Raw genomic sequence first — 25,248 nt, forward strand, 5'->3', positions numbered from 1 at the left:
AGGACGACCCGGAGTCGGGAGACCGCTGACACAGCGCTTCGCCCCGCCAGGAGCACCCGGCGGGGCGAAGTCGGTTGCCCGAGAGGGCTGTTGCCTTAGTGGGAGTGGCCGTGGCTGTGGCCGTGGCCGGCGCCGGCCTCTTCCTCTTCCTTCTTCTCGACGACCAGGGTCTCGGTCGTGAGGAGGAGGGAGGCGATGGAGGCGGCGTTCTCCAGGGCGGAGCGGGTGACCTTGACCGGGTCGATGACGCCGGCCTTGACCAGGTCGCCGTACTCGCCGGTGGCGGCGTTGTAACCCTGACCCTTCTCCATGTCCTTGACCTTGGAGACGATGACGTAGCCCTCCTGGCCGGCGTTCTCGCCGATCCAGCGCAGCGGCTCGACGACCGCGTTGCGGACGACGCTCACACCGGTGGCCTCGTCGCCGGTCTTGCCCAGACCGTCCTGGAGGACCTTCGCGGAGTGCACCAGCGCGGAGCCACCACCGGAGACGATGCCCTCCTCGACCGCGGCGCGGGTCGCGGAGATGGCGTCCTCCAGACGGTGCTTCTTCTCCTTCAGCTCCACCTCGGTGGCGGCGCCGACCTTGATCACGCACACGCCGCCGGCCAGCTTGGCGAGGCGCTCCTGGAGCTTCTCGCGGTCCCAGTCGGAGTCGGTGTTCTCGATCTCGGCCTTGATCTGCGCGATGCGGCCCTGCACGTCGGCGGAGTTGCCGCCGCCGTCGACGATCGTGGTGTCGTCCTTGGTGACGGTCACGCGGCGGGCGGTGCCGAGCACGTCCAGGTCGGCCTGGTCGAGCTTGAGGCCGACCTCCTCGGAGATGACGGTGGCGCCGGTGAGGACGGCCATGTCCTGGAGCATCGCCTTGCGGCGGTCGCCGAAGCCGGGGGCCTTCACCGCGACGGCGTTGAAGGTGCCGCGGATCTTGTTGACCACCAGGGTCGACAGGGCCTCGCCCTCGACGTCCTCGGCGATGATCAGCAGCGGCTTCGAGGCGTTGGTCTGGATGATCTTCTCGAGCAGCGGGAGCATCTCGGTGATCGAGGAGATCTTGCCCTGGTTGATCAGGATGTACGGGTCGTCGAGGACGGCCTCCATACGCTCCTGGTCGGTGACGAAGTACGGGGACAGGTAGCCCTTGTCGAAGGCCATGCCCTCGGTGAAGTCCAGCTCCAGACCGAAGGTGTTGGACTCCTCGACAGTGATGACACCGTCCTTGCCGACCTTGTCCATGGCCTCGGCGATCAGCTCGCCGACCTGCTGGTCCTGGGCGGACAGCGCGGCGACGGCGGCGATGTCGGACTTCTCGTCGATCGGGCGCGCGGAGGCGAGCAGGTCCTCGGAGATGGCCTTGACGGCGGCGTCGATGCCCTTCTTCAGGGCGGCCGGGGACGCGCCGGCGGCGACGTTCTTCAGACCCTCGCGGACCAGGGCCTGGGCGAGCACGGTGGCGGTGGTGGTGCCGTCACCCGCGATGTCGTTGGTCTTGGTCGCCACCTCCTTCACGAGCTGGGCGCCGAGGTTCTCGAACGGGTCCTCGATCTCGACCTCACGGGCGATCGTGACACCGTCGTTGGTGATGGTCGGCGCGCCGAACTTCTTGTCGATGACGACGTTGCGGCCGCGGGGACCGATCGTCACCTTCACCGTGTCGGCCAGCTTGTTGACGCCGCGCTCAAGGGCGCGACGGGCGTCCTCGTCGAACTTCAGTGTCTTCGCCATGACAGCGGGAGCCCTCTCGGAAAATCTGGGTGGATGTGCCTGCGCCCCCGGCCGCCCGGCTTCTTTACGGTCGCGGGAACCAGGGGCGCAGTGGTGAAGCAGATGCCTCGGGGTGAACTACTTCTCGATGATCGCGAGCACGTCGCGAGCCGAGAGGACGAGGTACTCGTCGCCGTTGTACTTCACCTCGGTGCCGCCGTACTTGCTGTACAGCACGATGTCGCCGACCTTGACGTCGAGCGGCAGGCGCTCGCCGTTCTCGAAGCGGCCCGGACCGACGGCGAGGACGGCGCCCTCCTGGGGCTTCTCCTTCGCGGTGTCCGGGATGACCAGGCCAGAGGCCGTGGTCTGCTCGGCGTCCAGCGGCTGGACCACGATGCGGTCCTCGAGCGGCTTGATGGCAACCTTGGAGCTGGCGGTCGTCACGATCCGACCTCCCCCTTCTGAGAATTCACGGGGTTGACTGTCTGAGGTGGCGACCAGGTGGATCCGTCGTCGCGGGTGCCGGACCTGCCCGTCGCTTTGTTGGCACTCTCGTGTGCCGAGTGCCAGTGCCGAGACTATGACCGGGGTTAGCACTCGGTCAAGCGGAGTGCCAATTGCCGTGTGGCGCGTCGGCATCGGGTACCTCTTTGGCGTGCCTTCACGGTGCCGTTGGGACGCGCGTCCCCAGGGGGCTGCCGCCCCCGGACCCCCGCTTCGGCCCCGGACGGGCCTCGTCCGCAGCCGCCGGACGGGCCGGGACACCTAGAGGTAGTCGCCCAGCTTTCCCGCCGTCAGGCCGCGTTCCTGGGCCTCCCTCAGCACTCGCCCCGTGCGCTCGGCCAGGGCGCCCTTGCGGTCCGGGGTGACGCGGATGATGTCGCCGGGGGTCAGGTGTTCGGGGGTGTGCGCGTAGGTGAGGCCGTGGCGGGTCGTCTCGGCGCGCCAGTGGACGAGGGCGGTGATGCCGCAGTCGGCGGCCGCACGCAAGGTGGCGGCGTCGTGGACCTCCGCGTGCGCGCGTGTCAGCCGGGTGCGGGCGGCGCACAGTTCGTCCCGCTGCCGGGAGCGGGACAGTCCGTGCGGGAGGCGGCCGCCGAGGGTGACGCCCGCCGCGCGCAGTCGGGCGGCACGGCCGGAGCCGAGGGCGTCGGCGCCGGCGAAGACGGTGACCGGCAGGCGGAGTTCGCGCACCAGGTCGGCCAGGCGCGGGTCCCGTACGGCCGCCTCGTCGTAGGTGAGGAAGACGACCCGGTCGGCCGTGGTCACGCGGTCCACCACGCGGGTTCCGGTACGGACGGAGAGGGGCCGGGCCGCGTGACGGGGTGGGGCGGCCAGAGGTGCGGTGAGGCCCCAGTGGCGGTAGGCGCGTTCGGGGGCCGGGGCCGAGCGGCGGACGCCCTCCGCGGCCTTCTTGCCGAGGCGTTCGATGGGGTCGACCGACTGGGCGCAGCCGGTGAGCAGCAGTGCGGCCGAGGCGAGCGCGACGGCCCGTGCCGCACGGTGGGCCGGCCGCGCCCCGCGCCTCACAGGTAGTCCTCCAGGCGTGCCACGGCGAATCCCTCGCGGGTGACCTTGTCGAGGAAGCGGCGCATGTCGTCGACCATCGTGCCGTCCCAGTCGTCGGTGCCCCGGAAGTGGGTGAGGACGATGTCGCCGCGGCGCAGTCGCCTGTCGTCCTCGCGGTACTCCCAGTGGTCGACGAAGACCTCCTCGTTCCAGATCGGCGCGTACTTGATGCCGCAGGACTTGGCGGCGCGCAGGGTGTCCTGGTTGTAGTCGCCGTAGGGCGGCCGCAGGACCTCGGGGCGCTTGCCGTACTGCTTCTCCATGATGTCCTGCATGCCGCAGATCTCCTGGCGCTGCTGCTCGTAGGAGAGACCGGGCAGGTAGGGGTGGGTCAGGGTGTGGTTGTCGAGCGTGTTGCCGTACGCCTGGCTCTTGCGGAAGTAGCCGTAGTCGTCCTTCACCAGGTAGTCGCTGAGGAAGGCGGTGTACGGGACCTTCAGCTCCCGCATCATCTGAAGGAACCGGGGGTCCTTCTCCGCGCCGTCGTCGATGGTGAGGAAGACGATCTTCTTGTCGGTGGGGACGGTGGTGAAGACCGGGGGGAGGTCCTCGTCCTCCTGGTGGTCCACCTCGAAGCCCGCGCGCGCGGTGATCCTCGGCTTGACCTTCGGCGGGGCCGGGGCCGTGAGCGGCACCTGGTCGAGCCGCCACTTGCGGGCCGCGGCCACCATGCGGCGCTGCTCCGCGAGACGGGCCGAGGCGGCGTCAGGGGCCTTGGCGGGGCCACCCTGCCCGGCAGGGGCGGAGCCGGGACCCGAGCAGCCGGTGAGCACGGCGGTGGTGGCCAGCGCGGCGACCGAGCAACGCACGGCCAGGGACCGGGACCTGGACCGGAATTTGTCATTTTGTCCTACATGTCGCATGGTGCCGGATCTTGGCAGGCCCCGCCCCCGATCCCGGCCCGACACCGCCGCCGGAGGCGTACGGTCCACCGACTGGCCCACAATGAGCCGGTGAACGACCAGCTCTCCGCCCTCCAGGGATTCCACGCGCTGCGCACCGACGAGGGCCGGGCCCTCCTCGACGAGGTGCGCGGCACCGCGCCGGCCGACGAACTCGCCGTGGCCACCCGGCTGCGCCGCACCCACCCGGCCGCACTGGTGTCGGCCGCGCTCGGCCAGGCCCGGCTGCGGCAGCGGGCGGAAGCCAAGTTCGGGGCGGCGGACGCGCAGCGGATGTTCTTCACGCCGAACGGGGTCGAGCAGTCGACGCGGGCGAGCGTGGCCGCGTACCGCGCGGAGCGGATGCGGGCGCTCGGCGTCACCTCGGTGGCCGACCTGTGCTGCGGGATCGGCGGCGACGCGCTCGCCCTGGCCCGCGCCGGCGTCCGGGTGCTCGCGGTGGACCGGGACCCGCTGACCGCGGCCGTGGCGCGGGCCAACGCCGAGGTGCTGGGTCTCGCCGACCTGATCGAGGTGCGCGAGGCCGATGTCACCGAGGTGGGCACCGCCGGGTGGGACGCGGTGTTCGTCGACCCCGCCCGGCGCGGCGGACGCGGCCGGATCTTCGACCCGGAGGCGTACTCGCCGCCCCTGTCCTGGGCCGTGGCCACCGCGCTCGCCGCACCCCGCGCCGCCCTGAAGATCGCGCCCGGCATCCCGCACGAGGCGGTCCCCGCCGAGGCCGAGGCGGAGTGGATCTCGGACGGGGGCGACGTGAAGGAGGCCGTGCTCTGGTTCGGCACCGGAGCGCCGGGCGGTGTCCGCGCCACCCTCCTCCCCGGCCCGCGCACCCTCGAGGGCCGGGGCCTGCCCGACCCGGCGGTGCGCCCGCCCGGCCGGTACCTGTACGAGCCGGACGGCGCGGTGATCCGGGCCCATCTGGTCGCGGAGGTCGCCGAGGAGCTGGACGGCGGCCTGCTGGACGAGACGATCGCCTACATCACCGCCGACGAACTCCGCCCGACCCCGTACGCCTCGGCCTACGAGATCACCGACCGGATGCCGTTCAACGTCAAGAAGCTGAAGGCGCTGCTGCGGGAGCGCGGGGTCGGCAACCTGACCGTGAAGAAGCGCGGCTCGGCGGTGGAGCCGGAGGAGCTGCGCCGGAAGGTCAAGCCGCAGGGCCCGAACTCGGCGACGGTGTTCATGACCCGCGTGGCGGGCGCCCCGACCATGCTGATCGGGCACCCGGCGTAAGCCTTCGAAAGTTTCGAAAAGCCCCTAGAGGGCCGGCGCCGTGGTGCTCGACCGCACCACCAGGCTGGTCGCCAGCTCCAGCCGGGTGGCCGTCCGCTCCCGCTCCCGCTCCCCGCGCCCCAGCTCCAGCACCAGCCGGGCCGCCGCCTCGGCCATCTCGGTCAGCGGCTGGCGCACGGTGGTGAGCGGCGGTCCGACCCAGCGGGCGACGGGCAGGTCGTCGAAGCCGACGACGCTCACGTCCTCCGGTACGCGCAGACCCAGTTCGCGCGCGGCCTCGTACAGGCCGAGCGCCTGCAGGTCGTTGCCCGCGAAGACGGCCGTGGGCCGGTCGGGGCGGCTCAGCAGGTCGAGGCCGAGGCGGTGGCCGGACTCGTGGTGGAAGTCGCCCTCCCGGATCAGCGCCGGGTCGGCGGGCAGCCCGGCGGTCTCCAGCGCGGCCCGGTAGCCGTCGAGCCGGGCGCGGGCGCACATCATGCGCGAGGGCCCGCCGATCGCGCCGATCCGGGTGTGGCCGAGGTCGATCAGATGCCGGGTGGCGGCGAGCCCGCCCTGCCAGTTGGTGGCGCCGACCGAGGGGACGTCGGACCCCGGGTCACCCGCCGGGTCCATCACCACGAAGGGTACGGAGCGGCTGGTCAGCAGGGCCTGCTGGGCCGCGTCGAGCCCGGACAGCACCAGGATCACCCCGTGCGGCCGGCGCCCTGCCACCTGGTCGGCCCAGGTCCGGCCCGGCGTCAGGCGCCCGGCGCTCTCGGAGAGGACGACGCTCAGTCCGGCGTCGCGGGCCACGTTCTCCACACCCCGGATGACCTCCATCGCCCAGGCGCTCTCCAGCTCGTGGAAGACGAGGTCGATCAGCGGCGAGCGGGTGACCTCGGCCCGCCTGCGCCGGTAGCCGTGGACGCGCAGCAGCTCCTCGACCCGGGTACGGGTGGCCGCGGCGACGTCGGCCCGGCCGTTCAGCACCTTCGAAACAGTCGGAGCCGACACCCCGGCCTCTCGGGCGATCTCGGCGAGCGTGGCGCTCCGCTTCGCGGCGGTCTTCGGCGGTTCCATGGCCGTGATCGTATCTCTGCGCGACCCCTTGACGAACCCTCAGGACGGCCTTACGTTCCCGGAACATTCGAATTTCCGCTCGAAACTTTCGGCCGCGATCGTGAGGGGTGCCCGGCACATGGAGACCTACAGCAGACGCTGGTTCCTCGGCGCGGGCACCACCGCCCTCGTCTCGGCCGCCGGTCTCACCGCCTGCGGCTCCGGCGGCCCCGGCGGCTCGGACGGCACCCTCACGGCGTTCGTGTACGGCGACGACGCGGCGAAGGTGCAGGCGAAGGCGGTCTCCCGGTTCAACTCCTCGGCGGCGGCCCGCGAGACCAAGGGCAGCCTCCGGCTGGAGAAGGTGCCCGGCGCGGAGTATCCGGCCAAGCTGCGCACCGCGATGGGCTCGCCCAACGCCCCCGACGTGTTCTTCAACTGGGGCGGCGGCTCCATCAAGGCGTACCAGGAGGCCGGCCAGATCCTCGACCTCACCGGCACCATCGCCGGTGACCCGGTGCTGAAGGACGGCTTCCTGCCCTCCGTCCTCGCCGCAGGCGCCCTCGGCGGCCGGGAGTACGGCATCCCGATGCGCGGCATGCAGCCGGTGATCCTCTTCTACAACAAGACCCTGTTCGCCGAGCACGGCCTGAAGCCGCCCGCCACCTGGGACCAGCTCCTCGACAACAACACGAAGCTCAAGAAGGCAGGGATCACCCCCTTCGCCCTCGGCGGCGCGGACATCTGGCCCGAACTCATGTGGCTGGAGTACCTGGTGGACCGGATCGGCGGCCCGAAGGTCTTCGACCGGGTCAAGAACGGCGACCCGGCCGGCTGGGGCGACCCCGCCGTGCTGAAGGCCGCCCGGACGGTACGGGAACTCGTCGACGACGGCGCCTTCGGCAAGGGCTTCAGCTCGGTCGCGTACACCAACGGCGGGGCACCGGCCGCGCTCGCCAAGGGCAAGGCCGCCATGCATCTGATGGGGTCCTGGGAGTACTCCACCCAGCTCGGCAAGTTCCCGGACTTCGCCCGCGAGCACCTGGGCTGGTGCCCGTTCCCGGAGTTCGACGGCGGCGCCGGTGACATCCGCAACGTGGTCGGCAACCCCACCAACTACTGGTCGGTGAACACCCGTACCCGCAACAAGGACACCGCGCTCGCCTTCCTGCGGACCTGCGCCTCGGAGAGTTACGCCCGCGAGCTGATCGCCAACGGCGACGTGCCCGCCACCGCCAATGCCGACAAGCTGCTGGACGCCTCGCCCAGCCCCGAGTTCGCCCGCTTCCAGTACCGGATGGTCCGCGAGGCCCCCGCCTTCACGCTGAGCTGGGACCAGGCGGTCGACCCGGACGCGGCCACGCCGATGCTCACCGAGGTCAACAAGCTGTTCGTCGGCAAGTCGTCGCCGGAGCGGTTCGTGGCGGCGCTGAAGGAGCTGAAGTGAGCGCCGCGAGGGGCGCCGGACGCCCGCACCCCTCCTGGGCGCTGCCCGCGGTGCTGTTCTTCGGCTTCTTCGCCCTGGTCCCGATGGCCCTGGCGTTCGGCCTGTCCTTCACCTCCTGGAACGGCCTGGGCGAGCCGCGCCCGGCCGGACTCGCCAACTGGCACGCCCTGCTGACCGACGGCCGGCTGACCCGCTCGCTGGCCGTCACCGTCGCGCTGACCGTGGTGAGCTGCGCCTTCCAGACGACCGCCGCCCTGCTCCTCGGCGTGTGGGCGGCGGGCCCGCAGCGCAACCGGGCGGTGCTGTCGGCGGTCTTCTTCGTACCGTTCCTGCTCTCCTCGACCGCCGTCTCGCTGCTGTTCTACGCCCTGCTCGACCCCAACTTCGGCATCGTGCCCGGCGACACCCTCGGCACGACCTCCGGGGCGTTCCTCGCCCTGGTCTTCGTCGGCGGCTGGCAGTTCATCCCGTTCCACACCCTGATCTACCAGGGCGGCGCCCGGCAGATCCCCGAGGTGCTGTACCAGGCGGCCGCGATCGACGGCGCCGGACGGCTGCGCCGGTTCCGCTCCATCACGCTCCCCCAGCTCCGCAACACCGCGGCGACCTCGCTGGTGCTGATGGTGGTCGGCTCGCTGACCTACTTCGAGACCGTGCTGATCCTCACCCAGGGCGGTCCGGGCACCGACACCGCGATCCTGCCGTACCTGATGTACGAGGCGGGCTTCAAGGCGTACGACTTCGGTTACGCGAGCGCCATCGCGTCCTTCCTGGTCGTGGCCGCCACCGCGCTGTCGCTGCTGCTGGTCCGGGTGACCGGCTTCGGCGCCATGCGCAGCACCCGGGAAGGGATGTGACGCGGTGACCCGCCCGGCCAACCCGCTGGCGGGCCTGGGCGCGGTGATCTGGCTCGCCGTCGTCCTCGTCCCGGTCTACGTCATGGTCTCGGTGTCCCTGACCCGCCAGGACGAGGCGCTCGGCACCAACGCCCTCCGCCCGCCGCGCCACCCCACCCTCGCCAACTACCGCACCGTCCTGGACAACGGCTTCGGTCACTTCCTGGCCAACACCGTGCTGGTCGCGGCCGTGGTGGTGGGGATCGTCCTGGTGCTGTGCGTCCCGCTGGCGTACGTGGCCGTGCGCACCCGCGGCTTCTGGTCGGGCGGGGCGTTCCGGCTGTTCCTGCTGGGCGTGGCCGTCCCCGCGCAGGCGGTGGTGGTCCCGCTCTACCTGATGATCACCAAGCTGGACCTCTACGACAGCCTGCTCGCCGTCGCCCTGCCGACCGCAGCCTTCGCCATGCCGGTGTCGGTGCTGGTGCTCACCGGCACCCTGCGGGACATCCCCGAGGAGCTGTACGAGGCGATGGCCCTGGACGGCGCGTCCCCGGCCCGGATGCTGTTCCGGCTGGTCGTGCCGCTGGCCCGGGGCGGCATCGGCACCGTCGTGGTCTACGCGTCCCTCCAGGCGTGGAACGGCTTCCTCTTCCCGCTGATCTTCACCCAGTCCGAGGACAGCCGGATGCTGACCCTCGGTCTGTTCACCTACGTCAGCCAGTTCGGCGTGGACATCCCCGCCCTGCTCGCCTCGGTCGTCCTCTCCGGCGTCCCCGTGTTCGCCGTCTACCTGGTGGCCCGGCGCACCCTGGTCGGCGGCCTGATGGGCGCGGGCGGCAAGTGACCCCCTCCCCCACGTCTCCCGACAGGAGTTCCATGACCTCCGCCGCCTGGCGCGACCCCGCCCTGCCCGCCGCCCAACGCGTCGAGGACCTGCTGTCCCGGATGACGCTGCGGGAGAAGACCGCCCAGTTGTACGGCGTCTGGGTGGGCGCCGGTCCGGACGGCGGTGAAGTCGCCCCGCTGCAGAGCGAGATGAGCGCGGTGCCGGACTGGGACGAGCTGATCACGCACGGCCTCGGCCAGCTCACCCGCTCCTTCGGCACCGCCCCCGTCGACCCCGGGCAGGGGGCCCGCGCGCTCGCCGCGGCCCAGCGCCGGATCGCCGCCGCGAACCGCTTCGGCATCCCGGCCCTCGCCCACGAGGAGTGCCTGGCCGGGTTCACCGCCTGGGGCGCCACCGCCTACCCGGTGCCGCTCGCCTGGGGCGCCTCCTTCGACCCGGAGCTGGTGGCCGAGGTGGGCGCCCGCATCGGCCGGGACCTGCGCGCGGCCGGCGTCCACCAGGGCCTCGCCCCGGTGCTGGACGTGGTCCGCGACGCACGCTGGGGCCGGGTGGAGGAGACCATCGGCGAGGACCCGTATCTGGTCGGCACGGTCGGCGCCGCCTACGTACGCGGGCTGGAGTCGGCCGGGACCGTGGCCACGCTGAAGCACTTCGCCGGGTACGCGGCCTCGGCGGGCGCCCGCAATCTGGCGCCGGTGCGGGCGGGCGCGCGGGAGCTGGCCGACGTGACGCTGCCCCCGTTCGAACTGGCGCTGCGCGAGGGCGGGGCCCGGTCGATGATGGCCGCGTACACCGAGACCGACGGGGTGCCCGCCTCGGCCGACGCCCGGTTGCTGACCGGGGTGCTGCGCGAGGAGTGGGGGTTCACCGGCACGGTGGTCGCGGACTACTTCGGCGTCGGCTTCCTGCGCACCCAGCACCGGCTGGCCGAGGACCGCGCCGGGGCCGCCCACCTGGCGCTGGAAGCGGGCGTGGACGTGGAGCTGCCCACTGTGGACTGCTACGGAACCGCGCTGGTCGACGCCGTCGAGGCGGGCCGCGTCCCGGAGGCCCTGGTGGACCGGGCGGCCCGCCGGGTGCTGCTCCAGAAGTGCGAGCTGGGCCTGCTGGACCCCGACTGGGACCCGGAGCCGGCCGGTCCCGTCACTCTGGACTCCCCGGAGGGGCGGGCGCTGGCCCGGAGGCTGGCGGAGGAGTCGGTGATCCTGCTGGAGAACCCGGCGGGACTGCTCCCGCTGGCCCCCGGCACCCGGATCGCGGTGGTCGGCCCGCGCGCGGCGGACCCGCTGGCCATGCTCGGCTGCTACTCCTTCCCGGCCCACGTCCTCCCCCACCACCCCGGTGTCGCGCCGGGCATCGCGATCCCGACCGTGCTGGAGGCGCTGCAGGCCGAACTCCCGGACGTGGAGGTCACGTTCACGCAGGGGTGCGGGGTCTCGGACGCGGACTCCTCCGGGTTCGCCGGGGCGGTGGCCAGTGCGGCGGAGGCCGACGTGTGCGTGGCGGTGCTCGGCGACCGGGCCGGGCTGTTCGGGCGCGGCACCTCCGGCGAGGGCTGCGACGCGGCCGACCTGCGGCTGCCGGGCGTCCAGGGCGACTTGCTGGACGCGCTGGTGGCGACCGGCACGCCGGTGGTGCTGGTGCTGCTCACCGGGCGCCCCTACGCGCTGGGCCGCTGGTCGGGGCGGCTCGGCGCGGTGGTGCAGGCGTTCTTCCCCGGCGAGGAGGGCGGCCCGGCGCTGGCCGGGGTCCTGGCGGGCCGGGTGAATCCCTCCGGGCGCCTGCCGGTGAGCGTGCCGCGTACGCCGGGCGGCCAGCCGTGGACCTACCTCCAACCGCCGCTGGGCCTGGCGAGCGAGGTCAGCAGCCTGGACCCGACCCCGTTGCACCCCTTCGGCCACGGCCTGTCGTACACCGCCTTCGCCTGGACGGACTTCGGCCCGCCGGAGGCGGAGACCGGCACGGACGGCTCGTGCGAGGTGACGGTGACCGTGCGCAACACCGGGGCGCGGGCGGGCGCGGAGGTGGTGCAGCTCTATCTGCACGACCCGGTGGCCTCCGTGACCCGGCCGGACGTACGGCTGGTCGGCTACCGGCGGATCGAGCTGGCGCCCGGCGAGGCCCGCCGGATCACCTTCGCCTTCCACGCCGACCTGGCGTCCTTCACCGGAGTCTCGGGGGTACGCGTGGTCGAGCCGGGGCTGCTGGAGCTGCGGCTCGGCCCGTCCAGCGCCGAGGTCCGGCACACCACCCGGCTGCGGCTGACCGGGCCGGTACGGGAGGCCGGGCCGGACCGGGTGCTGCGCTGCGGGACCTCGGTGGCACCGGCCGACTGAGCCGGGAACGGCGAAGGCCGCCCCGGTCGGAACCGGAGCGGCCTTCTGATCTGAGCGCTGGGCAGGGATTGCACCTGCATTTCCCCGCAGGAAGCGGGGCGTCTTGACTTGGACCACCAACGCGCGGCGTTCGTACCGGAGTTGTTCCGGCCGTTCGCTGTGTGATGATCATAGCGGGTGATCGCCCTGGTGCGCCACCCGAGCCGTCCGCGTCCGCGTCATCCGAGCCGGCTCAGTCCTCGACCGGCTCGAACCGCCACCGGTGCACCGGCCGGGACACCAGCTCCGCGTCCGGCGCCGGGAGTTCCGGCACGTCCGCGTCGTAGGCCGCGTCCCACCAGGTGATGACCAGCACCCGGTCGCCCGGCGCGCGGAAGGTCTCGCGGCGCAGCGGGCTTCCGTCGAGCCGCTGCGCGCGGGCCCAGGCGAGGAGTTCCCCGCCCCGGCCCTCGGCGGCCCGCGCCTCCCACATCAGGGCGACGGTCATGAGTAGAGGTTCTCGTTGCTGACCTCGTGCACGTGGTCGTGGCTGTGCCCGTTGCCCGGCACGTGCGGGTCGGTGACCGGCAGGGAGGAGTCGGCGGACAGGTCCCAGTCCGAGGCGGCCCGGTTGCGGGCGACCATCTCGGCGCCGAGGGCCGCGACCATCGCACCGTTGTCCGTGCACAGCTTGGGGCGCGGCACGCGCAGCCGGATGCCGGCCGCCTCGCAGCGCTCCTGGGCCAGCGCCCGCAGCCGGGAGTTGGCCGCGACCCCGCCGCCGATCATCAGGTGGTCCACACCCTCGTCCTTGCAGGCGCGCACCGCCTTGCGGGTCAGCACGTCCACCACGGCCTCCTGGAAGGACGCGGCCACGTCGCGCACCGGCACCTCCTCGCCGGCCGCGCGCTTGGCCTCGATCCAGCGGGCCACGGCGGTCTTCAGGCCGGAGAAGGAGAAGTCGTAGGCGGGGTCACGGGGGCCGCTCAGGCCGCGCGGGAAGGCGATGGCCGCCGGGTCGCCCTCGCGGGCGTAGCGGTCGATGACCGGGCCGCCGGGGAAGCCCAGGTTGAGCACGCGGGCGATCTTGTCGAACGCCTCACCGGCCGCGTCGTCGATGGTGGCGCCCATCGGCCGGACATCAGAGGTGATGTCCGAGGAGAGCAGCAGCGAGGAGTGGCCGCCGGAGACCAGCAGGGCCATGGTCGGCTCGGGCAGCGGGCCGTGCTCCAACTGGTCCACGCAGATGTGCGAGGCGAGGTGGTTGACGCCGTAGAGCGGCTTGCCGAGGGCGTAGGCGTACGCCTTGGCGGCCGAGACGCCGACCAGGAGGGCGCCCGCGAGGCCGGGACCGGCGGTCACCGCGATGCCGTCGAGGTCGCGGGCGGTGATGCCCGCCTCCTTCAGGGCGCGGTCGATGGTCGGGACCATCGCCTCCAGGTGCGCGCGGGACGCCACCTCGGGCACGACACCGCCGAAGCGGGCGTGCTCGTCGACGCTTGAGGCGACCGCGTCGGCGAGCAGGGTGGTGCCGCGCACGATGCCGACGCCGGTCTCGTCGCAGGAGGTCTCGATGCCGAGGACGAGAGGTTCGTCAGCCATTGATCTCGGTTCCTTGTACGTCTTCCAGGGAGGAAGAGGGGTCGGTCAGGCGCATCACCAGGGCGTCCACGTTGCCCGGCTGGTAGTAGCCGCGCCGGAAGCCGATGGGGGCGAAGCCGAAGCGCTCGTAGAGCTTCTGGGCGCGGGTGTTGTCCACCCGGCACTCCAGCATCACCTCGGCGCACTCGAAGGCGGTCGCGGCCCGCAGCAGCTCCGTCAGCAGCCGGGCGCCGAGGCCGGTGCCCTGCTGGTCGCGGGCGACGGCGATGGTCTGGACGTCGCCGAGGTCGCCGGCGGAGGCGAGTCCGGCGTACCCGACGAGCCGGCCGCCGTCCTCCGCGACGAGGTAGCGGCGGGTGGCGCCGTCCCCGCGGGCGTGGGCCAGCTCGGACCAGAACATGCCCCGCGACCAGGCGTCCTCGGGGAACAGGTCCTTCTCCAGCTCCAGGACCCGGTCGATGTCCCACCAGCGCATCTCGCGCAGCTTCGCGGTCACTTGGGGGTGACCACCTTGTAGTTCTTCGGCACCTGGGCGTCGGGCCTGCGCAGGTACAGCGGGCGGGGCTCGTCCAGCTCCTGCCCCGCGGCCAGCTTCGCGGCGGCCAGCGAGGCGAGCGCGGCGGCGGACACGTGCTCGGGCTCGTGGACGTCGGGGAAGGTGTCCGGGTAGAGCAGCGCGCCCGCGCCCACGGCGGGCAGCCCCGCGACGCGCTCGGCGATGTCGGCCGGGCGGTCCACGGCCGGGCCGGTGAGCCGGGTGCGGGAGTCGGCGTAGGTCGCCCAGTAGACCTCCTTGCGCCGGGCGTCGGTCGCCACGACGAAGGGGCCCTTGGTGATGTCGGCCGCGTAGGCCAGACCGTCCAGGGTGCACACACCGTGCACGGGGACGCCGAGGGCGAGCCCGAAGGTGTCGGCGGTCATCAGGCCGACCCGCAGCCCGGTGTAGGGGCCGGGCCCGGTGCCGACGACGATGCCGGTGACGGCGTCCAGCTTGACCCCGGCGGCGGCGAGCACGCGGTCCACGGCGGGCAGCAGCAGCTCGCCGTGGCGGCGGGCGTCCACCTGGCTCGACGAGGCGACGACGTCCGTCCCGTCGTGCAGGGCGACGGTGACGGCGGGGGTGGCGGTATCCAGAGCGAGCAGAAGCACGCGAACAGCCTACGGCGCCGACGGCTCGCGCACGCCCGTCCCGGTCGGACCGTCACTGACTGCTACGGTCTGTATGAAGTACGACATATCCCGCGAACCGTAACGGTTCGGTACGAGGCAGAGGTGGCGCACGTGGCAGGGACCAGCTCGGGGATCGTGGCCGGACTCGTCGCGGTGTCCGTCGGCACCGTCGGCCTCCTCGCCTACCAGGCCGACGCGACCGTCCCGGCGAGCCTGCGAACCCCTTCGGCGAGCGCCTCCCCCTCGGTGGCCGTCACCAAGGCCCCGCGCGACCGCCGCCACCCCACGGCCCTGCCGGCCGACTCCGGCAAGGGCGAGCGGGTCGTGTACTCGGTCGACGACGACCGCGTCTGGCTGGTGGACGACCACGGGCGCGTCCGCCGCACCTTCGGCGTCCACCCCGGCGGCGTCGACCCGGCCCCCGGCTCCTACTGGGTGACCTCCCGCTCCAACGCCATCACCGGCAGCGACGGCCTCCCGGTCGAACACGTCGTCCGCTTCACCACGGTCGACGGCGTCACGGTCGGCTTCAGCGCCGCCACCCGCAACCAGGCCGCCGAACCCGGCTCCCCCCGCACCGGCGCCATCCGCGAAACCCGCCCCGACGGCGAGGCGATGTGGCAGTTCGCCACGATCGGGGTGCCGGTGGTGGTGATCCGCTGACGCGTGCGCGCCGGTTCAGGCCGCCTCGCGGTGGGCCGGCGTGCGTTCGACCGAGGCCGGGGCCGGGGGTGGGGTGGAGATCGCCTTGGCCGCCGCGCAGGATGCCAGCAGGCCGCGCATGGAGAACTGCGGGGTGGCCGGAGCGAGCGGGGTGCGCTCGGGGCGGGCCGGGGGATGCGGGGTGGGCATGGGGCGCCTCCTGAGCTGCGGGGGCGGGCGGAGTTAGGCATGCCTAACCACGGGCTGGATACCATGTGACCACGCCCGGTACGTCCCGCGCAATACGTTTCCGACAGCCTGTCGGGATATCGGCGCCCTCAGCCCGCGAGCGAGTCCAGATCCGCCTTCGCCCAGCGGTCCCCGAGTCCGGTCAGGGTGACGTGGCGGACCTCGTCGGTGGTGTCGCCGACCGCGCGGTGGATGAGGACCTCCAGCCGCTCGTCGGTCAGGTCCTCGACCTTGCCCTCGCCCCACTCCACGACGATGACCGACTCGGGCAGGGACACGTCGAGATCGAGGTCCTCCATGTCGTCCAGCCCGCCCGAGAGCCGGTAGGCGTCGACATGGACCAGGGGCGGCCCGTCGACCAGGGACGGGTGGACCCGCGCGATCACGAAGGTCGGCGAGGTGACCGCGCCGCGCACCCCGAGCCCCTCGCCGAGCCCCCGGGTCAGCGTCGTCTTGCCCGCGCCCAGCTCGCCGGTGAGCATCACCAGGTCGCCCGCGCGCAGCAGCCCGGCCAGTCTCAGGCCCAGCTCCCGCATCTGCTCGGGGGAGGTGACGGTGAGCCGGGTCTCAGCCGGGTTGTGCGGTGCTACTGCCTCTTCCATAGCCGCTAACGGTAGCCCCTGCCGGTACGGCTCCCGCGCGGGTCAGCAGGTCCGCGAGCCGGTCGGTGACGACCTCCGGGTGCTCCAGCATGACCAGGTGCCCGGCGTCCGGCACGAGCACCAGCTCGGCGTCGGGAAGCAGGTCCGCGATGGCCTCGCTGTGCTCGCTCGGGGTGACCAGGTCCCGCACCCCGGCCAGCACCAGCACCGGCATGTCCTGGAAGCAGGCCAGCGCCTCGGTCTTGTCGTGGTCGGTGAAGGCGGGGTAGAACTCCGCGACCACGTCGATCGGCGTGGACTCGATCATCCGCTCCGCGAACCGCGCGACCGCCGGGTCGATGTCCCGCCCCGCGAAGGAGTACCGCTTGATCACCCCGGCGAACAGCTCCGCGGTGGCCCGGCGCCCCTTCTCCACCAGTTCCGCCTGCTGCCCCAGCGCCTTCAGCACGCCCGGCAGGAACCGGCGCACCGCGTTGACCCCGGCCACCGGCAGCCCGAAGTTGACCTCGCCGAGCCGCCCGGAGGAGGTGCCGACGAACGCCGTGGCGACGACCCGGTCCCGGACGTACTCCGGGTAGTGCGCGGCCAGCGCCATGATCGTCATCCCGCCCATCGAGTGCCCCACCAGCACCACGGGCCCCTCGGGCACCGCCGCGTCCAGCACCGCCTTGAGGTCCCGGCCGAGCTGGTCGATGGTGACGGGCAGCCCGTCACGGGTCTGGGCCACGCCCCGCCCGGACTCCCCGTGGCTGCGCTGGTCCCAGTGCACGGTGCGGACGACGCCGCGCAGGGCGGCCCGCTGGAAGTGCCAGGAGTCCTGGCCGAGGCAGTAGCCGTGGCAGAAGACGACGGTCACGGGGGCCGGCGCCTTGCGGCCGAAGAGCCTGCGGCGGCGCGGGGAGACGTTCGGGCCGGGGTCGGGCTCGACGTCGTCGACCTCGTAGTGCAGCTCGGTGCCGTCGTCGGCGACGGCCTTGCCCGGCGTGCCGCGCAGGGTGCCGTAGGGGCCGGTGGAGTCCAGCGCCAGCGCGGCCTTGCGGCGTATGCCGCGCCCGACCGTCATCCGCTCTATGGCGACCCCGGCCGCCGCGCCCGCGGCGAGGACGCCTATCGCGGCGCCGGCGAGACCGGTCGCCTTGCGCCAGCCGCCGGACGCGGCCGTCGCGGCCACCGCGTCCACCACGGCCTCCGCACTGCTCTCGCTCACGTGCCGTTCCTCCTCGCCGTACTGCCGTCCGCCGGGCCGGTGCGCGCCGGGGCTACCGGACAGTAGCGTGCCCGGTACCCGCGGGGGTCATCCGTTCACATGGACGCGGGGCACGCGGGTGCCGATCCGGGTGACGATCTCGTACGCGATCGTGCCGCACACCTGCGCCCAGTCCTCGGCGGTGGGCTCGCCCCCGTCGCCCGGCCCGAACAGCACGGCCCGCGTGCCCGGTCGGGGCTCGTCGCCGCCGAGGTCGACCACGAACTGGTCCATCGCCACCCGCCCGGCGACGGTCCGCAGCTTGCCGTCGATCAGCACCGGCCCGCCGCCCGAGGCGTGCCGGGGGATGCCGTCGGCGTAACCCAGCGGCACCAGGCCGAGGGTGGTCTCGCCGGGAGTGACGTAGTGGTGGCCGTAGCTGACACCGTGCCCGCCCGGCACCCGCTTGACCAGCGCCAGCGACGCGCTCAGCGTCATCACCGGGCGCAGCCCGAAGTCGGCCGGGGTGCCCAGCTCGGGGCTGGGCGAGATGCCGTACATGGCGATGCCGGTGCGGACCAGGTCGAAGTGGGTCTCCGGAAGGGTCAGCGTGGCCGGGGAGTTGGCGATGTGCCGCACCTCGGGCTCCACGCCCCGCTCCTCGGCGTACGCCACCATCTCCCGGAACCGGGTGAGCTGGGCGGCGATGGATGGGTGGCCGGGCTCGTCGGCGCAGGCGAAGTGGGACCACAGTCCGGTGACCTCGATCAGCCCGGCGGCCTCGGCCTCCAGGGCCGTGCCGACCAGTTCGGGCCAGTCCTCGGGCTGGCAGCCGTTGCGGCCGAGCCCGGTGTCGGCCTTGAGCTGCACCCGCGCGGGCCGGCCCGCCTCGCGGGCGGCGTCCGTGACCTCGCGCAGCGCCCACATGCCGCTGACGGCGACGTCGAGATCGGCCTCGATCGCCTGCCGCCAGGGCCCGCCGGGCACCCAGAGCCAGCACATGATCCGGCCCGGCAGCCCGGCCGCGCGCAGCGCGAGGGCCTCCTCCGGGGTGGCCGTGCCCAGCCAGGTCGCCCCGGCCTCCAGGGCCGCGCGGGCGCACGGTACGGCACCGTGGCCGTACGCGTCCGACTTGACGACGGCCATCAGGTGCGCGCCCTCGGCACGGGCGCGCAGCGCCCGGACGTTGGCGCGCAGGGCACCCAGATCGATCTCGGCGCGGGCGCGCAGGGGCGCGGTCGGCACAGCAGAAGTCTCACTCATGGCGCCCCCAGTCTCTCAGAGGGCGTCGGCGGCCCCCGGCCGCACTCCTCGGCGGTCCACCCGCTCAGTCCCGTACGACGTCCCGCCACGCCTCGGGGAGGTGCTCGGTGATGTCCAGCGCGGCGATGGGGGCGCCGCGCGAGGCCAGGCGGCCGGCGAGGCCGTGCAGGTAGGCGGCGACGCTGCCCGCGTCCAGCGCCGACAGGTGGGAGGCGAGCAGCGATCCGGCGAGCCCTGACAGCACGTCACCACTGCCCGCGGTGGCCAGCCAGCCGGTGCCGGTGGAGTTGACCCGTACTGGGCCGCCGCCGGGGTCGGCGACCAGCGTGGTGGAGCCCTTCAGCAGCACCGTCGCCCGGTAGGTGGCGGCCAGTTCGCGCACCGAGGTCAGCCGGGCCGCCTCGACCTCCTCCCGGCGCACGCCCAGCAGGGCTGCGGCCTCCCCGGCATGAGGGGTCATCAGGGTCGGTGCGGTACGGCCGCGTACGAGGTCGCGGTCGGCCAGGCGCAGCCCGTCGGCGTCCAGCAGTACGGGTACGTCCGCGCCGAGCACCTCGGCCACGGTCGCCGCGTCGTCCCCGGCGCCCGGTCCCACCACCCACGCCTGCACCCGGCCCGCGTGGTCGGGTCCCTGGTCGGAGACGAGGGTCTCGGGGAAGCGGGCGATGACCGCGTCCCCGGCGGGGCCGACGTACCGTACGGCGCCCGCGCCGCCGCGCAGCGCGCCGGAGACGGCGAGGACGGCGGCGCCCGGATAGCGCGCGGACCCGGCGGCGATGCCGAGCACCCCGCGCCGGTACTTGTCGCTCTCGGCGCCGGGCCGGGGCAGCAGCCGGGCCACGTCCTCGTGCTGGAGGGCCTCCAGCACGGGGTCCGGGGGCAGTTCGAGGCCGATCTCGACGAGCCGTACCGTCCCGGCGTACTCCCGGCCGGGGTCGATCAGCAGGCCGGGCTTGTAGGCGCCGAAGGTGACGGTGAGGTCGGCTCGTACGGCGGCGCCGGACACCTCGCCGGTGTCCGCGTCGACCCCGCTGGGCAGGTCCACGGCGACGATCGCGGCCCGCGCCCGCTCGGCGGCGGAGGCGAGCCGGGCGGCGTCGGGCCTCAGACCCCCCTTGCCGCCGATGCCCACGATTCCGTCCACCACGAGGTCGGCCCGCTCGATCGCGCCGAGCGCCCGCTCGGGGCCGATGACGGCGCCGCCGGCCTGGCGCAGCGCGGCGAGGCCGCCCTCGTGGGCGCGGTCGGGTGAGAGGAGGACGGCGGTGACCCCGGCGCCGCGCCGCCGCAGCCGGGCCCCGGCGTACAGCGCGTCGCCGCCGTTGTCGCCGCTGCCGACCAGCAGCACCACCCGGCTGCCGTACACCCGCCCGAGCAACTCGGCCGAGGCGGCGGCCAGTCCGGCGGCCGCCCGCTGCATCAGGGTGCCCTCGGGCAGCCGGGCCATCAGGGCGCGCTCGGCGGCCCGTACCGTCTCCACGCTGTACGCAGTACGCATGTCACCGAGTCTGCCCCGGAATCCCGTCCGGCGGCACCGGCGGCTCGCACGGCATGTACGGCGGCTCGGACGGCGGGTCCGGCTTCGGCGGCTCGGTCGGTCCGTCCGGCCCGGCTCCGGCCGCTCGGCCGACCTGGCGCGTCCCGCCCGGCCCGGAGCGTCAGGCCCGCTCCGGCCCGCTCACCCCTCGGCGACCACCACGGCCGACGCCACGCCCGCGTCATGGCTCAGCGACACGTGCCAGGACCGCACCCCCAGCTCGGCGGCCCGGGAGGCGACGGTGCCCTTGACCCGCAGCCGGGGCTGCCCGCTGTCCTCGACGTACACCTCGGCGTCGACCCAGAGCAGCCCGGGCGGCGCGCCCAGCGCCTTGGCGAGCGCCTCCTTGGCCGCGAACCGCGCGGCGAGCGACGCGATGCCCCGCCGCTCCCCGCTGGGCAGCAGCAACTCCCGCTCCACGAAGAGCCGGTCGGCCAGTCCCGGCGTACGCTCCAGCGCGGCTCCGAACCGCTCGATCTCGGCCACGTCGATCCCGACACCGATGATGCTCATGCCGAGCACCTTACGGCCGCCACCGGCCGGACCGACGCGACCACCGGCGCCGGCGCCGCCCGTCGCTCCGTCACCGGCCGCCGTCACGGCCCTCGTACGGCGGCTCCCGCCCGGACGACCACGGCGAGGACCCCCGACCGCGCCCCTCAGACCGCAGCCGTCGGACCGCGCCCCTCAGACCGCACCCTCAGACCGCCCCCCTGGCCGTGGCCGGCCGCCTGCGCTCGGACGGGGTCGTGAGGGACGGCGGCGCCCAGACGCCGTCGGGCGGGTAGACGTCGGTGCCGGGCGGGACGATCGCGTCTATGCGGTCCAGGGCCGCGTCGTCCAGCGCGACGGACGCCCCCTTGAGGGTGTCGCGCAGTTGCTCCATGGTGCGCGGGCCGATGATCACCGAGGTGACCGCCGGGTGCGCGAGCGGGAAGGCGACGGCCAGTTCCGGCAGCGAGCAGCCCAACTCCTCCGCCACGCCGACCAGTCCCTCCACCGCCTCCAGCTTGGCGGCCGTGCGCGGCGCCGACGGATCGAAGCGGCCGGGGTGCAGCGTGGGGCGGCCGCTGCTCAGGTCGAGCGGCCTGCCCTTGCGATAACGCCCCGTCAGGAACCCCGAGGCCAGCGGGCTCCAGGTCAGCACCCCCATGCCGAGCCGCCGCGCCACCGGCAGCACATGCCGCTCGACGCCCCGGGCCAGCAGCGAGTACGGCGGCTGCTCGGTGCGGAAGCGGTGCAGTCCCCGGCGCTCGGCCACATGGTGGGCCTCCACGATCTCGTCGGCGGGGAACGTGGAGCAGCCGAACGCCCTGATCTTGCCCTGGCGCACCAGATCGGTGAGCGCGGACAGCGTCTCCTCGACGTCGGTCGTGTGGTCCGGGCGGTGCACCTGGTAGAGGTCGATCCAGTCCGTGCCGAGCCGGCGCAGGCTGTCCTCCACCGCCCGGACGATCCAGCGCCGCGAGTTGCCGCCCCGGCCCGGCCCCTCCCCCACGGGGAAGTGCACCTTCGTCGCCAGCACCACGTCGTCGCGCCGGCCTTTCAGCGCCTTGCCGACGATCGTCTCGGACTCCCCCGAGGAGTACATGTCGGCGGTGTCGACGAAGTTGATCCCGGCGTCGAGGGCGGCGTGGACGATCCGGACACACTCCTCGTGATCGGGATTGCCGACGGCGCCGAACATCATCGTGCCCAGGCAGTAAGGGCTGACCTCGATGCCGGAGCCGCCCAGAACCCGGTTGCGCATACAACTCTCCTAGGTCGTAGCCCTGTTGGGACGGGCGCGACCCTACGGGCTGGAGTCCGCTCCAAGGCAAGCGCGGACTCCGGCCCGTCTCCCGGAGCCCTACTCCACCGTCACCGACTTCGCCAGGTTCCTCGGCTGGTCCACCTCGTTGCCGCGCGCGGTGGCCAGTTCGCAGGCGAACACCTGGAGCGGCACCGCGGAGACCAACGGCTGGAGGAGCGTCGGCGTGGCCGGGATGCGGATCAGGTGGTCGGCGTACGGGACGACCGCCTCGTCACCCTCCTCGGCGATGACGATGGTGCGGGCGCCGCGGGCGCGGATCTCCTGGATGTTGGAGACGATCTTGTCGTGCAGCACGGAACGGCCGCGCGGCGAGGGCACGATGACGACGACCGGCACGTCCTGCTCGATCAGCGCGATCGGGCCGTGCTTCAGCTCGCCCGCCGCGAAGCCCTCGGCGTGCATGTAGGCGAGTTCCTTGAGCTTGAGCGCGCCCTCCAGGGCGACGGGGTAGCCCACGTGGCGGCCGAGGAAGAGCACCGTGTTCTTCTCCGCCAGTGAGCGGGCGAGCGTCCGTACCGGCTCCATGGTCTCCAGCACCCGGTCGACCGCGCCCGAGATGTGGGAGAGGTCGCGGATGACGTCCCGGATCTCGTCGCCCCACTTGGTGCCGCGCACCTGGCCCAGATAGAGGGCGACGAGGTAGCAGGCGACCAACTGGGTCAGGAACGCCTTGGTGGAGGCGACGGCGACCTCGGGGCCGGCGTGCGTGTAGAGCACGGCGTCGGACTCACGCGGGATGGTCGAGCCGTTGGTGTTGCAGATCGCCAGCACCTTGGAGCCCTGCTCGCGGGCGTGCCTCAGCGCCATCAGGGTGTCCATGGTCTCGCCGGACTGGGAGATGGCGATGACCAGCGAACGTCCGTCCAGGATCGGGTCCCGATAGCGGAACTCGCTGGCCAGCTCGACCTCGCAGGGGATGCGGGTCCAGTGCTCGATGGCGTACTTGGCGATCAGCCCGGCGTGGAAGGCGGTGCCGCAGGCGACGATGACGACCTTGTCCACCTCGCGCAGCTCGGCGGCGCCGATCCGCACCTCGTCCAGGGTGAGCGAGCCGGAGGGGTCGATGCGGCCGAGGAGGGTGTCCGCGACGGCCTTCGGCTGCTCGGCGATCTCCTTGAGCATGAAGTAGTCGTAGCCGCCCTTCTCGGCGGCCGAGGCGTCCCAGTCGACGTGGTAGGCGTGGACCTCGGCCGGGCTGCCGTCGAAGCCGGTCACCGTGACGCCGTCGCGGCGCAGCTCGACCACCTGGTCCTGGCCCAGCTCGACGGCCTCGCGGGTGTGCGCGATGAACGCGGCCACGTCGGAGGCGAGGAACGTCTCGCCCTCGCCGACGCCCACCACGAGCGGGGAGTTGCGGCGGGCGCCCACGACCACGTCCGGCTCGTCGGCGTGCACCGCGACCAGGGTGAACGCGCCCTCCAGGCGGCGGCACACCAGCCGCATCGCCTCCGCGAGGCCGGCGCCCGCGGAGAACTCCTCCGCCAGCAGGTGCGCGACCACCTCGGTGTCCGTCTCTGAGAGCAAGTCGTGTCCCCGCTCGGCCAGTTCGGCGCGCAGCACGGCGAAGTTCTCGATGATGCCGTTGTGCACGACCGCGACCCGGCCCGCGTTGTCCAGGTGCGGGTGGGCGTTGGCGTCCGTCGGGCCGCCGTGGGTGGCCCAGCGGGTGTGCCCGATGCCGGTGGTGCCGGCCGGGAGCGGGTGTTCGGCCAGCTCCTTCTCCAGGTTGACCAGCTTCCCGGCCCGCTTCGCCATGGCCAGCCCGCCGTCCGCCAGCACCGCGACACCGGCGGAGTCGTAGCCCCGGTACTCCAGCCGCTTCAGCCCGGCCATCACCACATCGAGCGCCGACTGCGCCCCTACGTATCCCACGATTCCGCACATGTGCCGCAGCCTACGGTCCGTCAGCGATCGAAAACCGCTTCCGCGTGCCCGGATTCGGAAATTTTCACTCGTGTACGAAGGCCCGAAGGGACAAAAAAAGGGGGCACCGCATGAACGTCGTCCACGCGGTGCCCCTCTTCCCGGCTCAGCCGCGGCGTACCGCCGGGGCCTCCAGGCCGAAGGAGGCGCTGTTGAGCCAGCGGCGCATGTACCGCGCGATCGGGCGCTCCACGAGCCGGTGCACCACGTAGGCGAGCAGGACCAGCGCGGCCACCGTGGACACCACCAGCAGGCGGGGGTCCATCCGGTCACCGAAGTGGTGGGCGACGGTCAGGCCGATCACGTCGTGCAGCAGGTACAGCGGGAAGGTCATCGTTCCCGCCACGCTCAGCCACCGCCACTGGATGCGGCTGGTCCAGCCGAGCGCGATGGCGGCGATCAGCGCGAAGAAGCCGGTGATCGTCAGCACCAGCCAGCCGCGCCACGGGTGCCAGGTGTCCCAGTCGAGCCGGCCGCCGTGCGGGGTGAGGATGAAGTGCATCGCCAGCAGCCACGACATCAGCACGATCCCCCACAGCAGCGGGGTCGCCCGGAACCGGTACATCAGGTAGAACGCCATGCCCGCGATGAAGAACGGTGCGGAGACCGGGTTGACCAGCACCGTCAGCAGCGGCAGGTGCGCGGCCGGGGCCAGCACCGCGGCGACCGTCCAGATACCGGCGAAGACGGCGACGCGGGTGTAGGTGAGGCCCTTCCACACCACGATGGAGAACGTCAGGTAGAAGCACAGCTCCGGCCAGAGCGTCCAGTACACCGAGTCCAGGTTGTCCACGCCGAGCGGCTTCTGGAGCATCGTGAGGTTGGCGAAGACGACCCGCGGGTTCGGGTGCCCCATCGGGGTGTCGAAGAGGTAGATGACGGCCGCCGACACCAGCACGCCGATCCAGTACATCGGGTACAGCCGGGTCACGCGGGAGATAAAGAAGTCCCGCGGCGAGCGGCCCCAGGCGCTCATGCAGATCACGAAGCCGCTGATCAGGAAGAACAGGTCGACACCGAGCCGGCCGAAGGCCAGATAGCGGTGCGAGTCCGGGAAGATCGCCTGGTACGGGCGCCCCCAGATGTGCTCCATCGTGTCCGGGGTCTGCCCGGTGAAGTGGAAGACCACCACCGCGACGGCGGCCAGGAACCGCAGCCCGTCCAGCGCGGCCAGCCGCTGCCCCTTGCCCCGCATGCTCGGGGCGGCCTCCTTCGGCTCGGAGGGCGCCTGTGTCACCCGGACATGTGCGGTGGCCAACTCCCCGGCGTGCCCCTCTTCGGCCTTGTCCGCCACCGCCGTGTCTTCCCTCAGGGTCATCCATCCACCATTTCAGCGCCAGTCTCTGTGTCCGTGCCGTACGAACT

General features: G+C 73.0%; 24 protein-coding genes. 6 read left to right on the top strand and 18 right to left on the bottom strand.

Annotation, left to right across the window (positions count from 1 at the left end):
* Nucleotides 1-95 precede the first annotated feature (95 nt).
* The 4 genes from groL to OG448_RS12115 all read right to left on the bottom strand — a co-directional run bounded on the left by groL (nt 96) and on the right by OG448_RS12115 (nt 4,138).
* Complete coding sequence (gene groL / locus OG448_RS12100) at nt 96-1,724, bottom strand: chaperonin GroEL (RefSeq protein WP_405553461.1); 1,629 nt, start codon at nt 1,722-1,724, stop codon at nt 96-98.
* Nucleotides 1,725-1,841: 117 nt separating this feature from the next.
* Entirely contained in the window at nt 1,842-2,150 is a 309-nt protein-coding gene (gene groES, locus OG448_RS12105) for a co-chaperone GroES (RefSeq protein ID WP_018543953.1), read from the bottom strand.
* Between the two features lie 321 nt (nt 2,151-2,471).
* A complete protein-coding gene (locus OG448_RS12110) occupies nt 2,472-3,236 on the bottom strand; it encodes a polysaccharide deacetylase family protein (protein ID WP_405553464.1) in 765 nt (254 codons plus the stop codon).
* Nucleotides 3,233-4,138 (bottom strand): polysaccharide deacetylase family protein, encoded by a 906-nt coding sequence (locus tag OG448_RS12115; RefSeq protein ID WP_405553466.1) that lies wholly within the window; start codon nt 4,136-4,138, stop codon nt 3,233-3,235. The genes OG448_RS12110 and OG448_RS12115 overlap by 4 nt, the downstream gene beginning before the upstream one ends.
* A gap of 90 nt (nt 4,139-4,228) precedes the next feature.
* Here OG448_RS12115 and OG448_RS12120 point away from each other — a divergent pair, with 90 nt between their 5' ends.
* On the top strand, nt 4,229-5,413 hold the full coding sequence (locus OG448_RS12120; protein ID WP_405553467.1) for a THUMP-like domain-containing protein: 1,185 nt from the start codon (nt 4,229-4,231) through the stop codon (nt 5,411-5,413).
* A 24-nt stretch (nt 5,414-5,437) separates the two neighbouring features.
* Here the strand turns inward: OG448_RS12120 and OG448_RS12125 are convergent, their stop codons facing one another.
* The gene (locus OG448_RS12125) at nt 5,438-6,472 is read right to left on the bottom strand and encodes a LacI family DNA-binding transcriptional regulator (protein WP_405553469.1); all 1,035 of its coding nucleotides are present in this window, start codon (nt 6,470-6,472) and stop codon (nt 5,438-5,440) included.
* Nucleotides 6,473-6,590: 118 nt separating this feature from the next.
* On the opposite strand from OG448_RS12125, the gene OG448_RS12130 reads away from it, so the two are divergent.
* Genes OG448_RS12130 through OG448_RS12145 form a run of 4 tightly spaced genes read left to right on the top strand, consistent with a single transcriptional unit; the run spans nt 6,591 to nt 11,917 of the window.
* Nucleotides 6,591-7,898 (top strand): ABC transporter substrate-binding protein, encoded by a 1,308-nt coding sequence (locus tag OG448_RS12130; protein ID WP_405553471.1) that lies wholly within the window; start codon nt 6,591-6,593, stop codon nt 7,896-7,898.
* On the top strand, nt 7,895-8,755 hold the full coding sequence (locus OG448_RS12135; protein ID WP_405553473.1) for a carbohydrate ABC transporter permease: 861 nt from the start codon (nt 7,895-7,897) through the stop codon (nt 8,753-8,755). Before OG448_RS12130 ends, OG448_RS12135 begins: the two co-directional genes overlap by 4 nt.
* Nucleotides 8,756-8,759: 4 nt before the next feature.
* Nucleotides 8,760-9,578 carry a carbohydrate ABC transporter permease gene (locus OG448_RS12140; protein WP_405553475.1) on the top strand — a complete coding sequence of 273 codons (819 nt, stop codon included), beginning with the start codon at nt 8,760-8,762 and terminating at the stop codon, nt 9,576-9,578.
* 32 nt (nt 9,579-9,610) lie between these two features.
* Nucleotides 9,611-11,917, top strand: a complete 2,307-nt coding sequence (locus tag OG448_RS12145; RefSeq protein ID WP_405553477.1) for a glycoside hydrolase family 3 N-terminal domain-containing protein — start codon at nt 9,611-9,613, stop codon at nt 11,915-11,917.
* Nucleotides 11,918-12,149: 232 nt separating this feature from the next.
* On the opposite strand, the gene OG448_RS12150 is transcribed toward OG448_RS12145, so the two are convergent.
* The 4 genes from OG448_RS12150 to tsaB are packed head-to-tail and all read right to left on the bottom strand — an operon-like array spanning nt 12,150 to nt 14,647.
* Complete coding sequence (locus OG448_RS12150) at nt 12,150-12,404, bottom strand: hypothetical protein (RefSeq protein WP_405553478.1); 255 nt, start codon at nt 12,402-12,404, stop codon at nt 12,150-12,152.
* Nucleotides 12,401-13,498, bottom strand: a complete 1,098-nt coding sequence (tsaD, locus tag OG448_RS12155) for a tRNA (adenosine(37)-N6)-threonylcarbamoyltransferase complex transferase subunit TsaD (protein ID WP_405553480.1) — start codon at nt 13,496-13,498, stop codon at nt 12,401-12,403. Before tsaD ends, OG448_RS12150 begins: the two co-directional genes overlap by 4 nt.
* Nucleotides 13,491-13,973, bottom strand: coding sequence for a ribosomal protein S18-alanine N-acetyltransferase (gene rimI, locus OG448_RS12160; protein WP_405558780.1), 483 nt, complete (start codon nt 13,971-13,973; stop codon nt 13,491-13,493). Before rimI ends, tsaD begins: the two co-directional genes overlap by 8 nt.
* Before the next feature lie 17 nt (nt 13,974-13,990).
* On the bottom strand, nt 13,991-14,647 hold the full coding sequence (tsaB, locus tag OG448_RS12165; protein WP_391295260.1) for a tRNA (adenosine(37)-N6)-threonylcarbamoyltransferase complex dimerization subunit type 1 TsaB: 657 nt from the start codon (nt 14,645-14,647) through the stop codon (nt 13,991-13,993).
* A gap of 132 nt (nt 14,648-14,779) precedes the next feature.
* Between tsaB and OG448_RS12170 the strand changes: the two genes are divergently transcribed.
* Nucleotides 14,780-15,331, top strand: coding sequence for a hypothetical protein (locus OG448_RS12170; RefSeq protein ID WP_405553481.1), 552 nt, complete (start codon nt 14,780-14,782; stop codon nt 15,329-15,331).
* 15 nt (nt 15,332-15,346) lie between these two features.
* Here the strand turns inward: OG448_RS12170 and OG448_RS12175 are convergent, their stop codons facing one another.
* The 9 genes from OG448_RS12175 to OG448_RS12215 all read right to left on the bottom strand — a co-directional run bounded on the left by OG448_RS12175 (nt 15,347) and on the right by OG448_RS12215 (nt 25,201).
* Complete coding sequence (locus tag OG448_RS12175) at nt 15,347-15,520, bottom strand: hypothetical protein (protein ID WP_405553482.1); 174 nt, start codon at nt 15,518-15,520, stop codon at nt 15,347-15,349.
* A gap of 128 nt (nt 15,521-15,648) precedes the next feature.
* Nucleotides 15,649-16,161, bottom strand: coding sequence for a tRNA (adenosine(37)-N6)-threonylcarbamoyltransferase complex ATPase subunit type 1 TsaE (gene tsaE, locus OG448_RS12180; protein WP_405553483.1), 513 nt, complete (start codon nt 16,159-16,161; stop codon nt 15,649-15,651).
* On the bottom strand, nt 16,127-17,368 hold the full coding sequence (locus tag OG448_RS12185) for an alpha/beta fold hydrolase (RefSeq protein WP_405553485.1): 1,242 nt from the start codon (nt 17,366-17,368) through the stop codon (nt 16,127-16,129). Before OG448_RS12185 ends, tsaE begins: the two co-directional genes overlap by 35 nt.
* A gap of 87 nt (nt 17,369-17,455) precedes the next feature.
* Nucleotides 17,456-18,610, bottom strand: coding sequence for an alanine racemase (gene alr, locus OG448_RS12190; RefSeq protein WP_405553486.1), 1,155 nt, complete (start codon nt 18,608-18,610; stop codon nt 17,456-17,458).
* A gap of 64 nt (nt 18,611-18,674) precedes the next feature.
* A complete protein-coding gene (locus tag OG448_RS12195; protein ID WP_405553487.1) occupies nt 18,675-20,108 on the bottom strand; it encodes an NAD(P)H-hydrate dehydratase in 1,434 nt (477 codons plus the stop codon).
* A 180-nt stretch (nt 20,109-20,288) separates the two neighbouring features.
* Nucleotides 20,289-20,660, bottom strand: a complete 372-nt coding sequence (locus OG448_RS12200; protein ID WP_405553489.1) for a holo-ACP synthase — start codon at nt 20,658-20,660, stop codon at nt 20,289-20,291.
* Nucleotides 20,661-20,847: 187 nt separating this feature from the next.
* Entirely contained in the window at nt 20,848-21,897 is a 1,050-nt protein-coding gene (locus OG448_RS12205; RefSeq protein ID WP_405553491.1) for an aldo/keto reductase, read from the bottom strand.
* 99 nt (nt 21,898-21,996) lie between these two features.
* Complete coding sequence (gene glmS, locus OG448_RS12210; protein ID WP_405553493.1) at nt 21,997-23,844, bottom strand: glutamine--fructose-6-phosphate transaminase (isomerizing); 1,848 nt, start codon at nt 23,842-23,844, stop codon at nt 21,997-21,999.
* Nucleotides 23,845-23,989: 145 nt separating this feature from the next.
* Complete coding sequence (locus OG448_RS12215; RefSeq protein WP_405553495.1) at nt 23,990-25,201, bottom strand: acyltransferase family protein; 1,212 nt, start codon at nt 25,199-25,201, stop codon at nt 23,990-23,992.
* Nucleotides 25,202-25,248: the final 47 nt, after the last annotated feature.

Origin of the sequence: Streptomyces sp. NBC_01171 (assembly GCF_045039805.1) — a bacterium.
Classification (GTDB): domain Bacteria; phylum Actinomycetota; class Actinomycetes; order Streptomycetales; family Streptomycetaceae; genus Streptomyces.

Coding starts and splice junctions, on each gene's coding strand:
- groL (WP_405553461.1), bottom strand. CDS start 1,724: ATGGCGAAGACACTGAAGTTCGACGAGGACGCCCGTCGCGCCCTTGAG.
- OG448_RS12115 (WP_405553466.1), bottom strand. CDS start 4,138: ATGCGACATGTAGGACAAAATGACAAATTCCGGTCCAGGTCCCGGTCC.
- OG448_RS12125 (WP_405553469.1), bottom strand. CDS start 6,472: ATGGAACCGCCGAAGACCGCCGCGAAGCGGAGCGCCACGCTCGCCGAG.
- OG448_RS12130 (WP_405553471.1), top strand. CDS start 6,591: ATGGAGACCTACAGCAGACGCTGGTTCCTCGGCGCGGGCACCACCGCC.
- OG448_RS12145 (WP_405553477.1), top strand. CDS start 9,611: ATGACCTCCGCCGCCTGGCGCGACCCCGCCCTGCCCGCCGCCCAACGC.
- OG448_RS12150 (WP_405553478.1), bottom strand. CDS start 12,404: ATGACCGTCGCCCTGATGTGGGAGGCGCGGGCCGCCGAGGGCCGGGGC.
- tsaD (WP_405553480.1), bottom strand. CDS start 13,498: ATGGCTGACGAACCTCTCGTCCTCGGCATCGAGACCTCCTGCGACGAG.
- rimI (WP_405558780.1), bottom strand. CDS start 13,973: ATGCGCTGGTGGGACATCGACCGGGTCCTGGAGCTGGAGAAGGACCTG.
- OG448_RS12175 (WP_405553482.1), bottom strand. CDS start 15,520: ATGCCCACCCCGCATCCCCCGGCCCGCCCCGAGCGCACCCCGCTCGCT.
- tsaE (WP_405553483.1), bottom strand. CDS start 16,161: ATGGAAGAGGCAGTAGCACCGCACAACCCGGCTGAGACCCGGCTCACC.
- alr (WP_405553486.1), bottom strand. CDS start 18,610: ATGAGTGAGACTTCTGCTGTGCCGACCGCGCCCCTGCGCGCCCGCGCC.
- OG448_RS12195 (WP_405553487.1), bottom strand. CDS start 20,108: ATGCGTACTGCGTACAGCGTGGAGACGGTACGGGCCGCCGAGCGCGCC.
- OG448_RS12200 (WP_405553489.1), bottom strand. CDS start 20,660: ATGAGCATCATCGGTGTCGGGATCGACGTGGCCGAGATCGAGCGGTTC.
- OG448_RS12205 (WP_405553491.1), bottom strand. CDS start 21,897: ATGCGCAACCGGGTTCTGGGCGGCTCCGGCATCGAGGTCAGCCCTTAC.
- glmS (WP_405553493.1), bottom strand. CDS start 23,844: ATGTGCGGAATCGTGGGATACGTAGGGGCGCAGTCGGCGCTCGATGTG.
- OG448_RS12215 (WP_405553495.1), bottom strand. CDS start 25,201: ATGACCCTGAGGGAAGACACGGCGGTGGCGGACAAGGCCGAAGAGGGG.